Source organism: Paenibacillus sp. J22R98, from assembly GCF_059383835.1.
Genome location: NZ_JBXENW010000002.1, coordinates 193,357 through 211,176, shown reverse-complemented (window position 1 = coordinate 211,176; position 17,820 = coordinate 193,357). Strand labels below are relative to the sequence as shown.

At 53.3% G+C, this 17,820-nt stretch carries 15 protein-coding genes; 1 reads left to right on the top strand and 14 read right to left on the bottom strand.

What is annotated here, in order from left to right:
- Window positions 1-160: 160 nt before the first annotated feature.
- The 10 genes from AC50Y3_RS06650 to eutC form a co-directional block, all read right to left on the bottom strand.
- Window positions 161-1,465, bottom strand: a complete 1,305-nt coding sequence (locus AC50Y3_RS06650) for a glycoside hydrolase family 140 protein (protein WP_494817990.1) — start codon at window positions 1,463-1,465, stop codon at window positions 161-163.
- 250 nt (window positions 1,466-1,715) lie between these two features.
- A complete protein-coding gene (locus AC50Y3_RS06645; protein ID WP_494817989.1) occupies window positions 1,716-2,030 on the bottom strand; it encodes a cupin domain-containing protein in 315 nt (104 codons plus the stop codon).
- A gap of 25 nt (window positions 2,031-2,055) precedes the next feature.
- Window positions 2,056-4,359, bottom strand: a complete 2,304-nt coding sequence (locus AC50Y3_RS06640) for a DUF4962 domain-containing protein (RefSeq protein ID WP_494817988.1) — start codon at window positions 4,357-4,359, stop codon at window positions 2,056-2,058.
- A gap of 45 nt (window positions 4,360-4,404) precedes the next feature.
- Entirely contained in the window at window positions 4,405-5,172 is a 768-nt protein-coding gene (locus tag AC50Y3_RS06635) for an SDR family NAD(P)-dependent oxidoreductase (protein ID WP_494817987.1), read from the bottom strand.
- A gap of 24 nt (window positions 5,173-5,196) precedes the next feature.
- Window positions 5,197-7,068: a cache domain-containing sensor histidine kinase gene (locus AC50Y3_RS06630; protein ID WP_494817986.1), complete on the bottom strand. Its 1,872-nt coding sequence runs from the start codon at window positions 7,066-7,068 to the stop codon at window positions 5,197-5,199.
- Complete coding sequence (locus tag AC50Y3_RS06625; RefSeq protein WP_494817985.1) at window positions 7,065-8,099, bottom strand: response regulator; 1,035 nt, start codon at window positions 8,097-8,099, stop codon at window positions 7,065-7,067. The genes AC50Y3_RS06630 and AC50Y3_RS06625 overlap by 4 nt, the downstream gene beginning before the upstream one ends.
- 120 nt (window positions 8,100-8,219) lie before the next feature.
- Window positions 8,220-9,824 carry an extracellular solute-binding protein gene (locus AC50Y3_RS06620; protein WP_494817984.1) on the bottom strand — a complete coding sequence of 535 codons (1,605 nt, stop codon included), beginning with the start codon at window positions 9,822-9,824 and terminating at the stop codon, window positions 8,220-8,222.
- A gap of 150 nt (window positions 9,825-9,974) precedes the next feature.
- The gene (locus AC50Y3_RS06615) at window positions 9,975-10,850 is read right to left on the bottom strand and encodes a carbohydrate ABC transporter permease (RefSeq protein ID WP_494817983.1); all 876 of its coding nucleotides are present in this window, start codon (window positions 10,848-10,850) and stop codon (window positions 9,975-9,977) included.
- A gap of 13 nt (window positions 10,851-10,863) precedes the next feature.
- Window positions 10,864-11,778: an ABC transporter permease gene (locus tag AC50Y3_RS06610; protein WP_494817982.1), complete on the bottom strand. Its 915-nt coding sequence runs from the start codon at window positions 11,776-11,778 to the stop codon at window positions 10,864-10,866.
- Window positions 11,779-11,957: 179 nt separating this feature from the next.
- On the bottom strand, window positions 11,958-12,704 hold the full coding sequence (gene eutC / locus AC50Y3_RS06605) for an ethanolamine ammonia-lyase subunit EutC (RefSeq protein WP_494817981.1): 747 nt from the start codon (window positions 12,702-12,704) through the stop codon (window positions 11,958-11,960).
- Here eutC and AC50Y3_RS06600 point away from each other — a divergent pair.
- Window positions 12,692-12,853 carry a hypothetical protein gene (locus tag AC50Y3_RS06600; RefSeq protein ID WP_494817980.1) on the top strand — a complete coding sequence of 54 codons (162 nt, stop codon included), beginning with the start codon at window positions 12,692-12,694 and terminating at the stop codon, window positions 12,851-12,853. The genes eutC and AC50Y3_RS06600 overlap by 13 nt on opposite strands.
- 60 nt (window positions 12,854-12,913) lie before the next feature.
- Here AC50Y3_RS06600 and AC50Y3_RS06595 read toward each other — a convergent pair whose 3' ends face one another.
- From AC50Y3_RS06595 to AC50Y3_RS06580, 4 genes are read right to left on the bottom strand one after another with little or no spacing between them, the layout of a single operon-like run.
- A complete protein-coding gene (locus AC50Y3_RS06595; protein WP_494817979.1) occupies window positions 12,914-14,278 on the bottom strand; it encodes an ethanolamine ammonia-lyase subunit EutB in 1,365 nt (454 codons plus the stop codon).
- Window positions 14,279-14,282: 4 nt separating this feature from the next.
- Window positions 14,283-15,797 carry an ethanolamine ammonia-lyase reactivating factor EutA gene (locus tag AC50Y3_RS06590; RefSeq protein ID WP_494817978.1) on the bottom strand — a complete coding sequence of 505 codons (1,515 nt, stop codon included), beginning with the start codon at window positions 15,795-15,797 and terminating at the stop codon, window positions 14,283-14,285.
- 12 nt (window positions 15,798-15,809) lie between these two features.
- Window positions 15,810-16,379, bottom strand: a complete 570-nt coding sequence (locus AC50Y3_RS06585) for an ANTAR domain-containing response regulator (RefSeq protein WP_494817977.1) — start codon at window positions 16,377-16,379, stop codon at window positions 15,810-15,812.
- Complete coding sequence (locus AC50Y3_RS06580; RefSeq protein WP_494817976.1) at window positions 16,354-17,814, bottom strand: sensor histidine kinase; 1,461 nt, start codon at window positions 17,812-17,814, stop codon at window positions 16,354-16,356. Before AC50Y3_RS06580 ends, AC50Y3_RS06585 begins: the two co-directional genes overlap by 26 nt.
- Window positions 17,815-17,820 lie beyond the last annotated feature (6 nt).

Genomic DNA, 17,820 nt, shown 5'->3' with positions numbered 1-17,820 from the left:
GAAACGCGAGAATGTAGCTCATCCAGAGATCTACACCGGGTGAATCGAATCTCGGATAAGGGCGAGCCGCTTGCTGTACTTCCATGCCGTAGGCTGCAGCTTACCCCATCGCCACAAACAAAAAGAGCTAAGCATACAAGCTGCCTAGCTCTCCCATCTCTTACTCTGTTACTTTAAGCACCAACACCCAGTCATTCCCTCTGCCGCTGATCGGCGGGGTGAACGTGACTTCGCCGCTATTGGCATATTCGCTAATTGAGCTGTACTCCCCTGTCCGAGGATCAAACCACGAAGCTTCGATGCGGCTTCCTCTCAAGATACCGAGCGCCGCTCGGAACGGCAAGCCATTCGGGCTATAGATAAAACCGTAATCCTCGCCACGAGTAGCGACCATGTAATTGGCGCCTTCATAGTTTTCAGCGATCAAGCTTTGATCAGGCACCCGGTCGAAGAAGGATACCGACTCGATCAAATTCCGCACATGCTGCATTTGCTGAGCGCCTGGACGGTGGAGCGCTTGTCTCCAATTCATAATAAAATAGGGCTCCGGCTTCGTTGTCATCGACCAGATGGAATGATGCCCGTACGTATGTCCGAACCCCCCAGCGAATACCGCATAATACGCCCCTGTCCGAACATCCGCTTGGTCGAAGTAGCCATTTAGCGCATTGAAGTTAACCGGATGATCCTCATAACATGGCTCTGCATCAAATGTAGGCTTTACCGGCAGCTTCTCGTAATCCGCTTTCACATGTTTGTAATTGACGCGAATTCGCTCATGATGACCGGATTGAATCATATTAAAGTCAAGCCAAGACGCATCATGCAGATGGCGCGAGGAGGAAGAATCGCCACACGGATGGAAGGTAATCAGATTGCGTCCGCCATCCCCTTCACGCAGACCCGCTGCCAATTCGTTATTCACCTCAAAATGCAACAGCGTCTGCAGAGGACGGTCGCCGCCCAGCACCCAAATGATGTTCGAACGCTCCTTGTACCGCTCACCCAGCCATTGTCCGTAGACTCTCGCATTGTCCCCGTTGAAGATAGCTGGTCCTTTGCCCCATGCTACATTGTACTTATCGCCCCAGGTAGGCAAGAAAGCTACGTAGATGCCATACTCTGCCGCACGATCCACAACATAATCGACATGGCTCCAGTAGTTGTCGTCACCGTCCAGATCAGGCAAAGTCGGATCATAGTGTCCCTCAGCATTCTGCTTCAGCGGGCGGCGGCCGTAAACGTTATCGACAGTCAGCCCCTCAAACTCGGCAAGTGCAACGATTTGCACCACATTGAACTTCTGCTCTGCTCTGCCTCTTAAATATTCATCCGCATCCTCGCGGTTTAATCTATGAAACAGCTCCCAAGCCGTATCCCCAAGCCAAAAAAACGGCGTACCGTCCGCTTGCATCAAAAACCTCTTGTTATCGCTGACCTTCAACTGCTGCAACGTGCTCGACATCCTCTTACTCACGCTCCTGGTATAGGTTATTGATCGGCTTCTTCTAGCTGTACCCTCAGCCTACCATATATTAAAACTGTACACAATATGTATACAATAGTTTAGTTGGGAGATTAGTAGAGCGATTAATAGAGAGATCAGTAGAGTAAACAAGAGTAAACAACTCACTTCTCTTCATCATCAAAAAGAAGCCCCGCATTCGCGCTACCTGCCGCGAACACCGAGCTTCTTCCGCCTTTTCGTATAGGTTTTACTTCAATAAATCCTGACGGATCGGCGTAAACGTGTCCAGCAGTGCGGATGACTCCAGCGCCTTTGCCCCGTGCCTGGCTCCCCCAGGGATATAGATGGATTCACCCTGACTAATCACCGTCTCTATTCCATCAATTGTGAAGGCCATTGTCCCTTTGAGGCAATAGGACATTTGCTCATGCGGATGGTCATGTTCGTACCCTTCCGCGCCGCTCTCGAAATGCACTTCCATCATCATAAGACCGCCATCGGCCCGCAATATTTTGCGTGTCACGCCAGGCTCTGCCGCTTCCCATACTCCAATGTTGCCCATGCTCTTCTATGCCTCCTTCGGCTGATCAATATGCTTTGGGCACCGCAATCATGCGGGTTGTGCCGTCTTCGTTCGTGAAGTAGAGGTGAATGCCATGATCCTGATCGTCAATGAAGTAGGAGACGAACTTGTCCTCGCCCTTCTTCATTGGCACTAACAGCGTGACGATACGGTGGTTCGTCGCTTCCTTGGTTTCAGCCATCAGATGCCACTGGTTCGGTAGCCCTTCGTATTCGGAAGGATCCACATCCGTGAACTGATCATGCTGACGAAGCGTCAGGTCGCCGGAAGAGGCATACACGAATCGACCATCCATTTCCGCCCTGGACCCGATCGTCCGGAACGTCTGTCCTTTCAGCTCCATGGGATGAAGCGTATGCATAAGCCAGCTCACGCGGCCCGGCTGTTCCAGGTCAACGGCATCCACAATGACGGCATAGGAATCGTCCAGCCAGTACACTTCGCGCACGAATCGCTTCAAATGCGGTACCGTCTCCCGGTATGCCTCCGTCGCGTTCATACGGACACACGCACATCCCGGCTTCGAGGAGACTTCCTCCACGACACCATAAGCTTCCTTGCAAAGCACTTTATCTGCGCCGGCGTATTGACCTTTGCCATCAATAAGCAGGTTGTTTTTCGAAATCGTCTGTCTCCGCCAGTTGCGGTGCATCGTACTTCCGTGGGCCACATAGTAGCCGCTGTCGATGGCAATCGGTTCACCGTAGGCATGGAGCAGGAAGCCGTTCTGATCTCCATGGCTATGACTGATCGACCCATAGGGACTGCTCTTCACGATCAACTGAATATGCTCGTTCGGATCGTCCATCCGCCGATGAAAGGCGACCCAGCCAACATCTCGAAACCACTTGACCGGCTCAATCCTCCCCGGTTCGGGATTCAGCGGCTCGACCGCCGGATAATCATGTGCATAGAGTAAATCGTCAAACCGGAAATCCCACCAGCCGTAGTTATAAAACTTGCTGTCGGCGTCTCTATCCCGCTCTTTCACCTGCTCGTAATACCACTGATAGAGCCCATTGCCTGTTAAACCTGCAAATTGGCGAATGTTATACGCGGTCTTCAGGCTCGGCGGCTCACCAAGCGTGGACTGATCGCCGAAACTGGCTCGCACCGTATCCGGGCTGTGTACATACAGCGGGAAATCGCCGGTACTCGTGAAGAAAGGCCGCTCAAACAAATCGATGCCAACATATTGCCGAACCAGATTAAAGGCGTCGATGAGATAGGCAAGGCCTGTCGTCCAATACATCGGCCCTTCCGCCCATCCCCCATCTTGACCACCCCAGGGGGAGTATAGGCATGCGTAATATTCCAGCGTGTAATCCAGCCAATCCCGGGCTTTCGTCTCTTCATGCAGCATGGCGATACATGCCGGCACAAGCACGGAAGACAGGGATCGTACCGCGTGACTATCATAAGGGACCCGATGAATGCGAGATCGTTCGATGACGTGAAAAGCAACCTGCTCCGTCCGGACAAGCAAATTCGCCCGGACCGCTGAGCGCTCCTCCTCTGACAAGAAACCATGCAGCCAGTCATATCCCCAAGCCACGGCTTGGGCGATACGAAACGCAGCTTCATCGTTGTAATCTCGTGAAGTCGTTCCTTGCGGATTCCAAGAAATGACATGCAGCAACCAGCGCTTAGCCTTCTCTACGATGTGTGCATCCTCAAGCAGCACCCCTGCCACGCTCAGATGACGAATCGCATACAGCGTTTCTTGGCAGTCCATATACATCCGGCGCCACAGCTTCGCGACGCGTTTATTATCCGGGTATCGCTCCGGCTCGGCGATGAGCTCCCGTTCCATCCACGGCCTGACCGACTTCTCGTAGAAGACATCGAAGCCGCAGCTCGAAGCATCCTCACGGATACGGCTTCGGAGCGCTTCCACTCGATCGCGATCAAGCCACAGCCGAGGATGTGCGGCGCTCGTCTTCGCGTATCTTGCATTAGGCGCGGGCAGTGGCGTCGCCGGAATGGAAGCCGGGACGGTAAACATCCTCACCTGGCTCCAATTCGACTGCGAAGCCGCCTCTTCTAATACCAAAGCATAACGCCAATAATAGATTCCCGGCTCGTAGACATGATCCGGCGTATAGAAGTTATAGGGGATAGGTCCGATTGTCTCCACCTGATCCGCTTCGAATCGCTCAGAAGCAGAAACCTGCAGCATATACCGATCTTCATCCGGCTTTGCTGGCATCCACGTGAATCGCGGCGGATTCTCCCGAAGCTCGGATGCCTCGTTCGGTTCATAGGGTACGGTCAACAAGCCGCTGACCGGTTCGAATAGCTTGGACATGGCAGTCCCTCACTTTCGCTCGTCGTTGATAGACTCTAAAGGCGTTTATCGCATGAACATGCCGCCATTAACCTCAATCGTCTCGCCGATCAGATAGGCCGACAAATCGGAAACGAGGAACAGAGCGACTCCTGCCACATCCTCCGGCGTCCCTTCTCTTCGAAGCGGTATGCTCTGAATCGTCGCTTCTCTTGCTGCAGCAGACGTGAACGTTGCATGAAACGCCGTATTCCCGATGAAGCCGGGTGATATCGCATTAACGCGGATGCCGCTAGCCGCAACTTCTTTGGCCAACCCTTTCGTAAACGCGAGCACGGCTGCCTTACTTGCGGCGTAGATGGAAGCGCCGGGCCCTCCTCCGTTGTGAGCGGCTACCGAAGTTAAGTTCACGATGCATCCGCCGCCTGCAGCCTTCATGCCCGGAATGACCGCTTTCGTAACGAACACGGCGCTCTTCAGGTTCACATCCATGATGCGCTCGTACGCTTTCTCCGTCATGTCCTCATTGGGTACACGCTGCACGAGATGTCCCGCATTGTTGATCAGCACCTCGACCGGCTGGCCGAAGGCTTGCTCCGACGCAGCTGCCAGCCGCTGCGCTTCTTCCGCCTTTGAGACGTCTGCCTGAATGGCTATCGCCATTCCGCCTTTATGCTTAATCAAAGCAACTGCCTCTTCAGCAGCCTCCTTGCTGTTCAAGTAGTTCAGAACCACCTTCGCTCCGGAAGCAGCGAGCGAGATCGCAATTGCTCGCCCAATTCCTCCGCTCGCTCCCGTTATGAGCGCGACTTTCCCCGTCAAATCGATTGCCATCCCAATCGCCTTCCCTTCTCGTCGTTAGGCCTTCGCAAGCTCGTGCTTAAGCTCGACCGCGAGCTCCGGCTTCGTAAGCGAACGAACCTCATGCGGCATTCGCAGCACGATCCGTGTTCCTTCGCCAAGCGAGCTGTCGATGCGAAGTCCGAATGTATCGCCATACACCATCTGAATTCTCCGGTGAACATTCACCAGTCCGATTCCCCCGCGCCGTCCATCGTTTGCCGTCTCCACCTCTACCAGACGATTCCGTTCCAATCTCCTTCGCAATCCAGCTAGCTTCTCTTCCGTCATCCCCACTCCGTTGTCTTCCACGATGACAAGCAGCTCGCCCTCGTCTAGGCGGGTATCGATGCGGATGAAATGCTTTGCTTCAAATCCGTCTGCAAACGCGTGCTGAAAAATATTTTCCACAATCGGCTGCAATGTCAGCCTTACCATCCCCGACAGCAGCAGCGATGGCGGCGTAGCGACTTCAATTTCGAAATCATGTCCGATGCGGTGCTTCTGGATGATCATATAATTGCGCACATGATTCAATTCGTTGGCCAGCGTCACTTCTTCGAGATTCGTTTGAATCGAGTAGCGCAGCATGAACGCCATCGCCTCGACCATTTCCGATATTTCATCCGAATCCTGTACAATCGCATAGCAATTGATCGTCTCCAGCGTGTTGTACAGAAAATGAGGATTAATTTGCAGTTGCAGCGCCTGGAACTCCGCCTTATGCCGCTCCAGCTCAATCTCCTGCAGCTGCAGCTTCGTCTTCTGGCTGCTGAGCTCCGTATCGTACACGCGCTCAATCATGTCCGAAAGACGACTTACCATGAGATTGTAGCTGTGAATGAGCCCGCCAATCTCGTCATCCCGCTGCTTGCTTTCGATGCTGATCCAGTTTCCCTTCTCCGTCTCGCGCATCCCGTTCTTCAGTGTTCGAATCGGGCGAACGATCGAATTGCCAAACCGAAAAGCAAGGAACAAAGCAATCACAAGCGTGACTAGACCGACCGTTACCGTTGTGGAACGAATGCCCGAGATTGGCTCGCGCAGCTCATCAAGCGGCATCGAGACAGCGAGGCTCCACCCCGAGTATGCAGACTTATGCGAGACGATCAACATGTTCTTCCCATTCATCTTCTCAATGAAGCGCGTGTTCTCGCCGGTTGCGATTCGTTTCCCAAGGTCTGTCTTCGCCAGTTCACTCCTCGTACCGGCAGCAGGGGCGTAGACAATAGCCCCTTCCGAATCGAGGATGAAGAAGAAGCCGTTCTCCCCCAGATCCACGTTGTTCCATAACGCTGCCAGTTGACTTTCGTTCAGCTCGATCGCGAGAATCCCCTTCACCGCATAAGACGTATAGCCTCTGATCTTGCGGGCAATCGTAACGACTCGCTCGCCGTTCATCAGCGCCGTGTTCAGTATTGCAATCTCGCCATTATCAGGCGTCTTCGCCTTCAACTCCTCGTACCGATTCGTAGGGTCGACCGAGAGCGACGAGAAGCTTTGATTCTGATCGAAGATAGACCGTCCATGTTCGCCTAATATGTAGATCATATGAATCTGAGTCGGATACGTAATGAATATCTTCTGAAATACATCCTGACGGATGCCATTGGCAAACCGGTAATACTCGTAGCTATCCGACGGGTCCATATCGAGGAACCGTTTGACGGACTGCTGGGAAAGAATCGAATTGCTCACCCGCTCGAACGTTTCGAGCTGTTGGTCGGTTTGTGCCCCCGCGTTCTCAATGACAGTAGAAATATAGCGCTCGACCTGCTTGTCGATTGCAGCGGACGACTTTAAGTAGGTGAAGATCCCGACCGTGGATAAAGAGAACAGGATGACGATCAGAAAATAGAGAAACAACTTTCGCGATAAACTAAGCTTCATCCGCGAATCCCCAGCGATTCCCGGTATTCGGATGGCGTTTGCCCGCTGTATTTCTTGAAGGTCTTCGTAAAATGCGGATGATCGGCAAATCCGACTTCAGCAGATACATCTGTAATCTTATGATGCGGCAGCGATAGCAGCCGTTTCGCTCGCTCCATCCGCCGCTTCGTCCGATATTGCACGAATGTCTCATTCGTCATTTGCTTAAATAACTGACTGAAATACGAAGCATTCAGGCCCAGCTTGTCAGCCACTTCCTCAAGCGATAATTCCCTGCCCAGATGCTGCTCGATATAGCGTTTGGCTTCCTCGACCGGATCCTTCAGATTGCCTTTTCGTTTCGATCGCAATTGCTCCATCATCAAGGTCGCCGATTCTCCAAGCCAGGTGATCGCGGCCAAGTCCCGGTCCGCCGGCCGCAGCGGCCGCTCGAACGGATACACATCGCGCGCGTTCAATCGATCCGTCAATTTGCCTGAGAGCTCTTGCATCAGCTCTCCAACCATCTGGGCATCGAACTTGCACATCGCGCAGTACTGCTCCATGTTCGCGATTACGGCTTGAATAGATTCGGAGCGCAAAAACCAGATGCTGTCCTGCAGTTGATCCAGCCATTCTTCCGTCAGCTTTAGCGGAATATAGGCAGCTTGCCGCTGGGCTTCGAGGCCGGCAATCATCTTCGCAACCGTTTGGCTCACAGCTGCTTTGGTTACCGGCTTCAACAAATATTCCTTCACGCCAAAAGACATACACTGCCTGGCATATTCGAAATCGCCATAGCCCGATATAATGACGACCGGCAGGTCGGGATACTGCTCATTCAATTGGCGGCAAAGCTCCAATCCGTCCATCTTCGGCATTTTGATATCGGTGAACAGCAGGTCGGGACGGTTCGCCGCTATTTTGTCCAGCGCATCCTGGCCATTGTCTGCTGTTTCGGCATGGCAAATAGCGGGATCGGCTTCGCCAATCAGCTTCTGCAATCCTTTGCGAATCATCGGTTCGTCATCGACGACTAAGATGCGGTACATGGCTGTGTCCTCCTCGATTACCGATTGCAGTCGGCAATCCGGTTATGGAGCAAGATGCTCCCCCAGCCAAGCAGGAGGAGCATCCGAGTCTCTTACTGTCATTTTAGTGCATCGCGATCCTTACTCGAAAGCGTTTTCTTTACTATTAAACCGGGTAGTTGCTTCCTCTATGACATCGTTGCCGCCCTTGGAAAGATACTCCTCCAGTACCTTGCCGTAATTGTCGATCGGCTCTTTGCCATAAACCATCTTGAGCACATGCTCAAGCACCAGCGGCGGAAGCTGATCGGATAACGGGCTCAAATCCGGGTAGTTTACGAACGCTTCCAGCCTTGGATCGAACTCGATGCCTCTGCGTCCTTCCTTCGTCAGCAGGTTATCAAATGCATCGACCATTTGTTTGCCCGGCTCGGAAAGCTCGGCGATGCGCTTATTGTACGTTGTATCCTGCACCATCCACAGCCAGTAGTTCAAGAAACGCTGCTTGTTCGTGCCGGCTTCGTCCGTAGGAGGCGTGTAGCTGATCGTGCCGCCGTCACTCGTATAATCTTCGCCTTGGATGCCATAGCTGAAGAACTCCTGCGCTTGCTCGCTGACCATCCAATCGAAGAACTTGATGATTTCGGCCGCTTTGTCCTTCGCGCTTACATTGATGAAGTAGGACCGCGTAACCGGGTTATAGTGCGCATAGCCGCCTTTGCCGTCATCGCCAACCGGAGACGGAATGAGGGCAACCTTCGCGCCGGGAACGTTCGTCGTAAGCTGCGTGCCCCAGATCGGAAGCTCGTTGGCGTTCATGGACCACATGCCCGCTTTACCGCTTGTAATGATGCTCTTGAAGTCTGCGCTTTCGATGGTGGCAAATTCTTTGCTGATCAAACCCTCATCGTACATCGTTTTGTAAGTATGAATGGCTTTCTTCATCGGATCGGCATCGAAGAAGCTCGGCTTCACTTTACCGTCGGGGAACTGTTTGAATTGGTTCAAATAACCGAAGACGTCATACGAACCGAAGAAGGTGTCCGCGTACTTGAAGTTCTTACGCCCCATGTACGGATGCTCGACGCCAAGCTCTTTGAACGCCCGCAGCACATCAAGTGTTTCCTCCACCGTCTTCGGAATCGGTTTACCGGCTTTCTCCAGCAGGTCAGTCCGAATCCAAGTTGCCCGCCTCGATGGATTGCTCAGTACTTCCGGAATTCCGTATATGTTGCCGGTCTTCGCATCCGTTAATCGATCCCAGGCGGCCTGAGGAAGGAACTTGAGCAAATTCTGTCCATTTTCCTTGAGTAGATCATTCAGTGGCAGGAACACTCCGCTTTGTACTGCGCCGCCGAGCTCTTGGCCGCTAATGCCGCCGCTGCCTTGAACAACGTCCGGGATGTCATTGGTCGCAAACATTTGGATCATTTTGTCTTGATACTCGTTATGCGGAATAAGCCGGATATCGAGATCGGTGTTCGTCATTTTCTCCATTGCGAGCACGTACTTGTCTTTGTTGATGTCTGGGTTCTGCTCTACGTAAGGCACGTTCAGTGTCCGCATGGAAATGGAGAATTTAGTCGGTTCCGCTGCCGGCGTTTCATCTGTTTGATTCGTTGTAGTCGCCGTGCTTGCAGAGGTGTTTGCCGCCTTGGATGGTTCATTGTTGGTGTTCTTCGAACAGGATGACAGCATCGAGATGGATAGTGCGGCAACCGTGGCCAGTACGACAAGCTTTCTCATAAAATCCCCCTCATCTCCTCAGTCGAAATTCGCTCCGTAGAGCGCTTTCAAAACTCAACCTCAGTATAGGTATGAACGCTACACGGCCACAATGGAGTTTGTTTGGCTTGGTTTGTCATTTTTTTATATTTCTGTATCATCGTTCCACAATCAAGATTTGATCGAACCTATGAGCATCCCCTTAATAAAATAACGCTGCATGAACGGATACAGCATAATGATCGGCAAGGTTGCCACGAGAATGACGGCCATCTGGACGCCTTGTACCGATTGGGATGCGATGTCGAACGGCAAATTACCGGTGTCGACCAGGTCATCGTTAATGAGCAGCTCCCTTAGCTTCACCTGCAGCGGGTACAGCCTTCGATCGTTCAAATAATACAGAGCATCCATATACTTGTTCCAGTTAGTCACCGAGTAGAATATGCCGATTGTCGCGAGTGCAGGCTTGGACAACGGAAGCATCAAGCTCCAGAGTATCCTCATTTCGCCGCAGCCGTCAATCCTTGCGCTGTCGATCAGCTCCGTCGGAATTTGGACGAAGAACGACCGCAAGACGATCATATTAAACGCACTGATCGCGGTTGGAATCATAAGTGCCCATAGCGTATTAATCAGGTGGATTTCTCTCATAAGAATAAACTGCGGGATCAGCGGTGCCGTGAAGATCATCGTCATTAAGACAAACAGCAGCACGTATTTGCGTCCAACGTACTCCGCTCGCGATAACGGATAGGCCAAGGAGGAAGTAGCGGCCAGATTAATGAGTGTACCGAGAACTGTGATATAAACGGTAATACTGAATGCCCGCCAGATGGAGACGTCATCGAAGACGTAGCGATAATAATTGAGCGTGAAATCAACAGGCCAGAACATGACATCCCCTCGATCAATCGCCGCCGCTCCGCTGAATGACTGAGCAATTACATTTAGAAAAGGGAGCAGCATCGTTAGCGACAGCCCTGTTAATACGAAATAGTTTGCGATAAGAAACAGCTTCCTGCTCCAATGCTCGCGCCGAATCACGGCCACCCCTCCTTCAATACAACGATTCTCCGGTTGCCTTGCGGCTTAATGCGTTGGCGATCACAAGCAGGGCCAAACCTACGACCGATTTGAACAAACCAATGGCAGTCGCATAGCTGTATTGCATTTGTTTCAAGCCGGCTTTGTAAATATAAGTATCCAAGATTTCACTGTTGGTAATGTTCAGCGGATTCTGGAAAACAAAGACGCGTTCAAAGCCATAATCCATGAAATCCCCAATCTTGAGCAGGAACAGCACCGTGATAACAGGCAGCAGGGACGGCAGCGTAATTCGGATGGTCTGCTTCCAGCGGCCCGCGCCGTCGATTTCGGATGCTTCATACAATTCCGGGTTGATCCCGGTCAACGCAGCCAAATAAATAATCGTCCCCCAGCCTACGTCGCGCCATAATCCCGAGCCGACCAAGATAGCCCGTATATAGGAGTCCTCACCCAGAAAGTAGATCGGCTCGATGCCGAACCAGCCTATAATGACATTCGCGATACCGGAAGTCGGAGAAAGCATGCCAACGAAGATCCCGCTCACGATGACCCAAGACAGAAAGTGCGGCGCATAAACAATCGTCTGGACAATCTTCTTGTACACGGCGAGCCGGACTTCATTGAGGAGCAGGGCAAGTATAATCGGTGCCGTGAAGGCGATTAGAATATCGAGAAATCCCAGAATGAGCGTATTTTTCAAAATCCGCAAAAAGTCGTAATGCCGGAACATGCGCTCGAAATGATTGAAACCGACCCAGGGGCTTCCGCTGAATCCGGAGAAGATATTATAATTCTGGAACGCGATGACCGAGCCGAGCAACGGCACATACTTGAAGACGACGAAATAGACGATGCCCGGAATTGAAATCAGATATAACGTCCGGTACTTCCACATGAAACCGAACAATAGCCGTCCCTCCCTCATGATAGTCGTTTCTGCATACTCTCATCCTAGCTGTTCATCGGGGGAGCCAACAATGGAATCGCTTTAATAGCGCTTGTGTTTTTTTTAGGTAGCCGAATCGAGAGCAGAGGTTCTAGACCATCCGGCTGCCGCAAAAAAAGCCTCCGACACCACTGCTTCAGTGGGTCGAAGGCTCTTCTCTATTCGAGATGCACGCCGCTCGTGCGCTGCTCTAGCATTTTGCGGACAATCGTGCCCATATGGGCTCCTGCTTCAACCGGTGCTGTTCCTCCGGCATGAATGTTGGATAATACGGTTCGGCTGCTCTCAACCGTTCCCGCGCGGGGCCGATAACACATATAGGCGCTCATCGACTTCGACGAAACGAGCCCCGGCCTTTCTCCGATCAGCAGCACGAGCACCTCAGGTTCCAACAGGTCGCCAATGTGATCCATCACGGCAACCCGTCCTCCGCGCACGAAGAACGGTGTTCCTATGGAGAGTCCCAATCCGCTAAGCGAATCCAGCAAGGACGGATAGACGTCGGCAAAATTAGCATTCACCGCATTCGCGCTCAGGCCGTCGGAGACGACGATTTGAACTTGAGGTCTCCTCGTACACCTATCCAAGATGGCTCGGGCTCCCTCTTCCGTAATGACGCGGCCCATATCGGGGCGTTTCAGATAGTTCTCCGTATTTACGAAGCAGCTCTCCACGGTAAAAAGCTTGTATTCATCCAGCAGCGACTGGCTGACGCTCCCGTAGATGGAGTCCACCGCAGCAGCATGGTCATAGCGAAAATGGAGCAGCTCTCTCGTAAGCGGACGCGTGCCTGCCCGCCATACGCCGATACGAGCAGGTGTGCTCGCGATGAGCTCCGACATCCCTTCCTCCCATTTGGGGTTCGGCACATGAGATGTACGAGGGCCGCCGAATGCTTCATCCACCGTGGAGCCTCCAACCTCCGAAGGATGAGATGGTGATGGTGATTGTGATTGTGATTGCGAAGGTGATGGTGATGGTGATTGAGATTGAAATGGTGAAGGTGACGATGGCGCCGGAGCCGAAGTTATACGCTTCTCCAGTTCCGCCATGACGCGATCAACCAGCTGCTCCACGGATAGTTTCGAGTGCATGCCCGCTTCCCCCTTTGCGCTCAAATCATGAAGAGGCTTGGGTCGCCTGCCAGCGGCGTCAGCCTGCCGTTCTCCATCAGTCCCATTGAGACCAGCCACTTCTCAAACTCCGGTGCCGGGCTTCGCCCAAGCGTCTCCCGAAGGGTAGCGATATCGTGGTAGCTGGTCGATTGATAGTTGAGCATGCAATCGTCCGCCATCGCGACACCGATGATGAAATTCACACCGGCCGCCGTGAGCAGCACCGCCAAGTTATCCATATCATTCTGATCCGCCCGCATATGATTCGTATAACAGACGTCGACTCCCATCGGCAGCCCATGCAGCTTTCCCATAAAATGATCCTCCAGCCCAGCGCGAATAACCTGCCTGCTATCGTAGAGGTATTCCGGGCCGATGAACCCGACGACCGTATTGATCATGAAGGGCCGATATCGTCTAGCAAGCCCGTAGCATCTGGCCTCCAGCGTCACCTGATCGATGCCATGATGAGCTTCGCTGGAGAGCTCCGACCCTTGCCCGGTTTCAAAATACCAGAGGTTCGGTCCCGCTCCCGTCCCCTGCCTATGAATCAGCTCATGCGCCTCATCGAGCAGCTCTGCGCTAATGCCGAACGCGCTGTTCCCTTTCTCCGTGCCGGCGAGGCTCTGGAACATCAGATCCGCCGGCGCACCGCTGCGAATCGCGCGCATTTGCGTTTTCACATGGGCCAAGACGCAGTTTTGCGTTGGAATCTTCCACTTGACCATCTCTTCTTTCGTCGCTTCGAGCAGGCTCTTCACGCTGTCCGCCGTATCAATGACCGGGTTCACGCCAATGACGGCGTCCCCAATGCCATAACTTAACGCTTCGAAAAGGGAAGCTTTTACGCCCTGAATACTGTCCGAGGGATGATTGGGCTGCGCACGCCCTGCGAGAACGCCACGCTGACCCATCGTACTGTTGCAGCTCGTAATAATCTCCGCCTTCGACGCGGCTTGGATCAGGTCCAGATTGCTCATCACCTTCGTGACGGCGGCAATCATCTCGCTCGTTAAGCCGCGGCTCAAGCGGCGGAGCTGCTCTTGGCCGGTATCCTGCCGAAGCAGATATTCCCTCAGCTCGCTAATGCTCCAATTGCGAATCTCGGCATAGATCCGCTCGTTAACCGCTTCTTCAATAATCCGAGATACCTCGTCCTCCTCGGGAGCAAGGAGCGGATGATCGCGAATATCGCCAAGCGTCAGCTCGGAGAGTACGAGCTTCGCGGCCATTCTCTCTTTGGCATCCTCCGCAGCGATTCCGGCCAGCTGATCCCCTGATTTCTCCTCATTGGCCTTTGCCATAACGGACTTCAAATCACGGAATTGGAACGTTCGCCCGAACAAACTCGTCTTCAGCTTCATCCTTCTATCCCTCCTCGGAGCGGCCAAGCTCAGACTCAGACTGGAAAACAAGTGTTTTGATCACAACCGGGAGCATCATGCCAGGCAGAGGTTCTCCCAGATCCATATAATCGCCATGCATCACCGCAATTTGGTCGATGCAAATAAGAGATAGCCGTTTCTCCAGCCGCTTCCGGAGCGATTGTCCGAGCGCTTGTGCCATATCATGCTCGCATACGACGACCAGCACCTTTGCTTGAGCGAAGTATTCCAAATAAACGCGGCTGATCACCGCAGCCAAACGCTGCACTGAAGCATAAGAGATTCCTTTCATCCCCCGCATAGCGAGCGCAAAAGGGATCGAAGCCCCTTTGTCATAGAGGCCGGCGCATACCCGCATCGCTGTCGATACCATCTCCATCAGCGCGTCCTCATCCGCGAGGATATCATCAGTCAACTCATCAAGCCGATGTACCGGCAAGTTCCGAATCGGCAGGGTCGACGAAGCATCGAGATAGATGGTGGCCCCACTTATCTCCGTGCTTTGCATGCCTGCTCCGATGACGGTCGCTCGAACAGTCTGAGTCGGCTTCCCCAGCGCGATATCGTAATGGGCCATTGCAGCCTTGATCTCATGCGCAAGCAAAGGACCGATGTCGCCGTAAGAGGCAACCTCCGCGATCGTTGTCGGCTTCGGAAGCTCCATCAACAGGCCGATGCCGCCTGAAACCATCCATTCCTCAATCTGCGGCAGGCCACTTCCATCCGCCAGCTCACCGCCGCCAAGAAGGAGCACCCGCGATGCGGTATTATCCGCGAGATGCGCAGAACCGCCACCTGCCAAATAGTCCAGCATGCTGCGGCTCATGTCTTGGCAAATCTCCGCCACGGCTTCGAAGCTGAAGGATTGTCCCTTTTCGATCCCATACCCTCTGGATGTAAGCCACGGCCGGATAGTCGGAGATACCGCCGTAACCCTCCCGATCGTATCAAGCTCAATCAATCGGCCGCCGACATGAAACGTTACCGTACCGATTGGCCTCCCCCGCCGAAAGATCGCTACATTCGCAGTTCCGCCGCCAATATCCAGATTGGCCACCGCGCCTTTGGTTTGCAGGGAACGCTGATCCGCGCCCGCTCCCCTGCCTGCTAGCAATCCTTCCAGATCCGCGCCGGCCGCCGCTACAACGAAGTCGCCGGAACGCTCCGCAAGCCGCTGAACGATCTCGCGAGCGTTCCTCTTATTCGCAGTCTCACCCGTGATAATAACGGCACCTGTCTTCAGCTCCGTCGGACGAATACCTGCATGCTGATACTCCGCCGTAATCATCGCCCAGACACCGTCCGCATCGAGCTGATCCCTTCCACTCAGCGGTGTGCTATACATGGGGCTTGCATACACCAGCTGCCGCTCCACAATTTCATAGCGGGGGATCGAAACCAAGCTCGAGGTGCGCTTCAGTCGCAGCCGGCTTACGATCATCTTCGTCGTGCTCGTTCCGATATCGATACCGACACTCGTAATCCACTGATCCTCCATGGCGGCTCACCCCTATCCGCCGCGTTCGATAATGCGTACAGCCAGCTCCGGCAGCGGAATTCGCTCCGTCATACTGTGGGCTTGGATGCGCTGATAGGCGGCAGGCTCATCCAGTCCATGCCGCTTCATAAGGATTCCTTTTGCCTTCTCAATGAGCTTACGCTCCTCTAAGGTTCGTTGAAGCTGCCGGATATCTTGCTTCAGCCCATCTAACGCAGCCTTCTGACTTAGCGCAATCTCAACAGCCGGAATTAAATCCGCCTCTGACACCGGCTTAACCAGATAGGCGATCACACCGGCGTCGCGAGCCTGCTGCACCAGCTCCTTCTGGCTGTACGCCGTGAGCAGCAGCACCGAAGAATGCTGCATGCTTCGAATAATCATCGAAGCCTTGATCCCGTTCATCACAGGCATCTTCACATCCATGATGACAAGATCGGGCTTTAGCTTCGCGGCAAGCTCAATCGCCTCTTGTCCGGTCTTCCCTTCGCCTACAACGGAATAGTGCTCTTCCTCCAGCATCTCGCGAATATCCATCCGAATGATCGGATCATCGTCAATAATGACAATCGTTCTGCTCACCGTTCATCCCCCTAAGCGGAAATGTGATGTCAACCTGCGTGCCAAGCGGGCTTGAAGACAGGTTTAGCGTACCGCCAAGATTTTCGATCACCAGCGTTTCGGAGATTTGGAGGCCGATATGCCCTTTCCTCTCCGCTGAAACTGTTCCACTGCCACGCATACCTCCCCCTGTATCCGACACCCGAACTCGTCCAGCCGTACCAAGGAACTGCAACGAAACTTCAATTTCGCCTGTGCTTCGTTCGACGAAAGCATGATTGACGCAATTTTGCACGAGTTCGTTCAATACAAGTCCCAGCGTCATGGCCTGCTCTGCCGATAAAATCAGCTCATCTCCGCTAATATTCGTCGTTATCCGTTGATCCGGTTTAACGGAAGAGGAAATGATCGTCTTCACGATTCGGGCGGCAACATCATGGAATGGGATCGTCTCCATCCCATCGAAAGCCAGCATCTCATGGATGACGGCAATACTGTTGATCCGATTGATGCTGTCCAGATAGACATGCCGGATTTCCTCGTGTTTCGTTCTTCGCATTTGCAGCCGCAGAAGTCCCGCTACCGTTTGCAGATTATTTTTGACCCGGTGATGGATTTCCTTGATGACGGCCGACTTGACGAGAAGCTGCTTCTCCTTCTCCTTCAGCTCCGTCAAATCCCGAATTAGAATAAAACCGCCTACCATGCGATGATCTCGCTGCAGCGATAATGCTTTCAGCTCCAGCGCCACATGCTTTGTTTGGAATTCGCTGCGGTAGACGCCGGTATGCTCCTGCATCGCGACGCTGCTCAACTCGCCGCCAAACAAATCACCAATTGAGCTGCCCTCAATTGAGCCGGTATAGCCGATCTCCTGAAGCAGCTTATGCGCCTGAACGTTTGTATAGGTGACGATGTGCCGATCATCGAAAAGCACAATCCCTTCTTGCATCAAGGACTGCATCCCGCCTTCGGACATGGCAAGCGAGAGCAAGGTTTCGCCCAGCTGCTCATTCGACTCCAGCAATCGCTCGACATTCCGCTCTTGCTCGACATGTTTGGATATATCCGATTCCAGGATGAGCGCGCCAATGACGCTGCCTCGTTTGGAGCGGATCGGTACGACGTTCTGCTGCATGGCGATTCCTTCCTGCGAGGTACCGCGCGAGCCCAGCATCGGTTTACCTGACAAGAGGCAGAACATCACGGCAGGCTCATTATGAAAATGGGCAAATTGACCGACAACGGAGGTCTTGTACAGCGAAGCCGCAGTCGTCGGATGCGCCTGCGCGACGACGAGCGCCGTGCGCTCATCGGCGAGCGGGCAATCTATAAAAGCATCGGATTGGGACGCATCGGCAATCCACTGCAGGTGGCGCGCCAAATCCTCAATCGTTTCCATGTCATCGATTGGCATCGTTGTATGGCTGCCGCACAATTTCCTAACCATACCCATCACCGC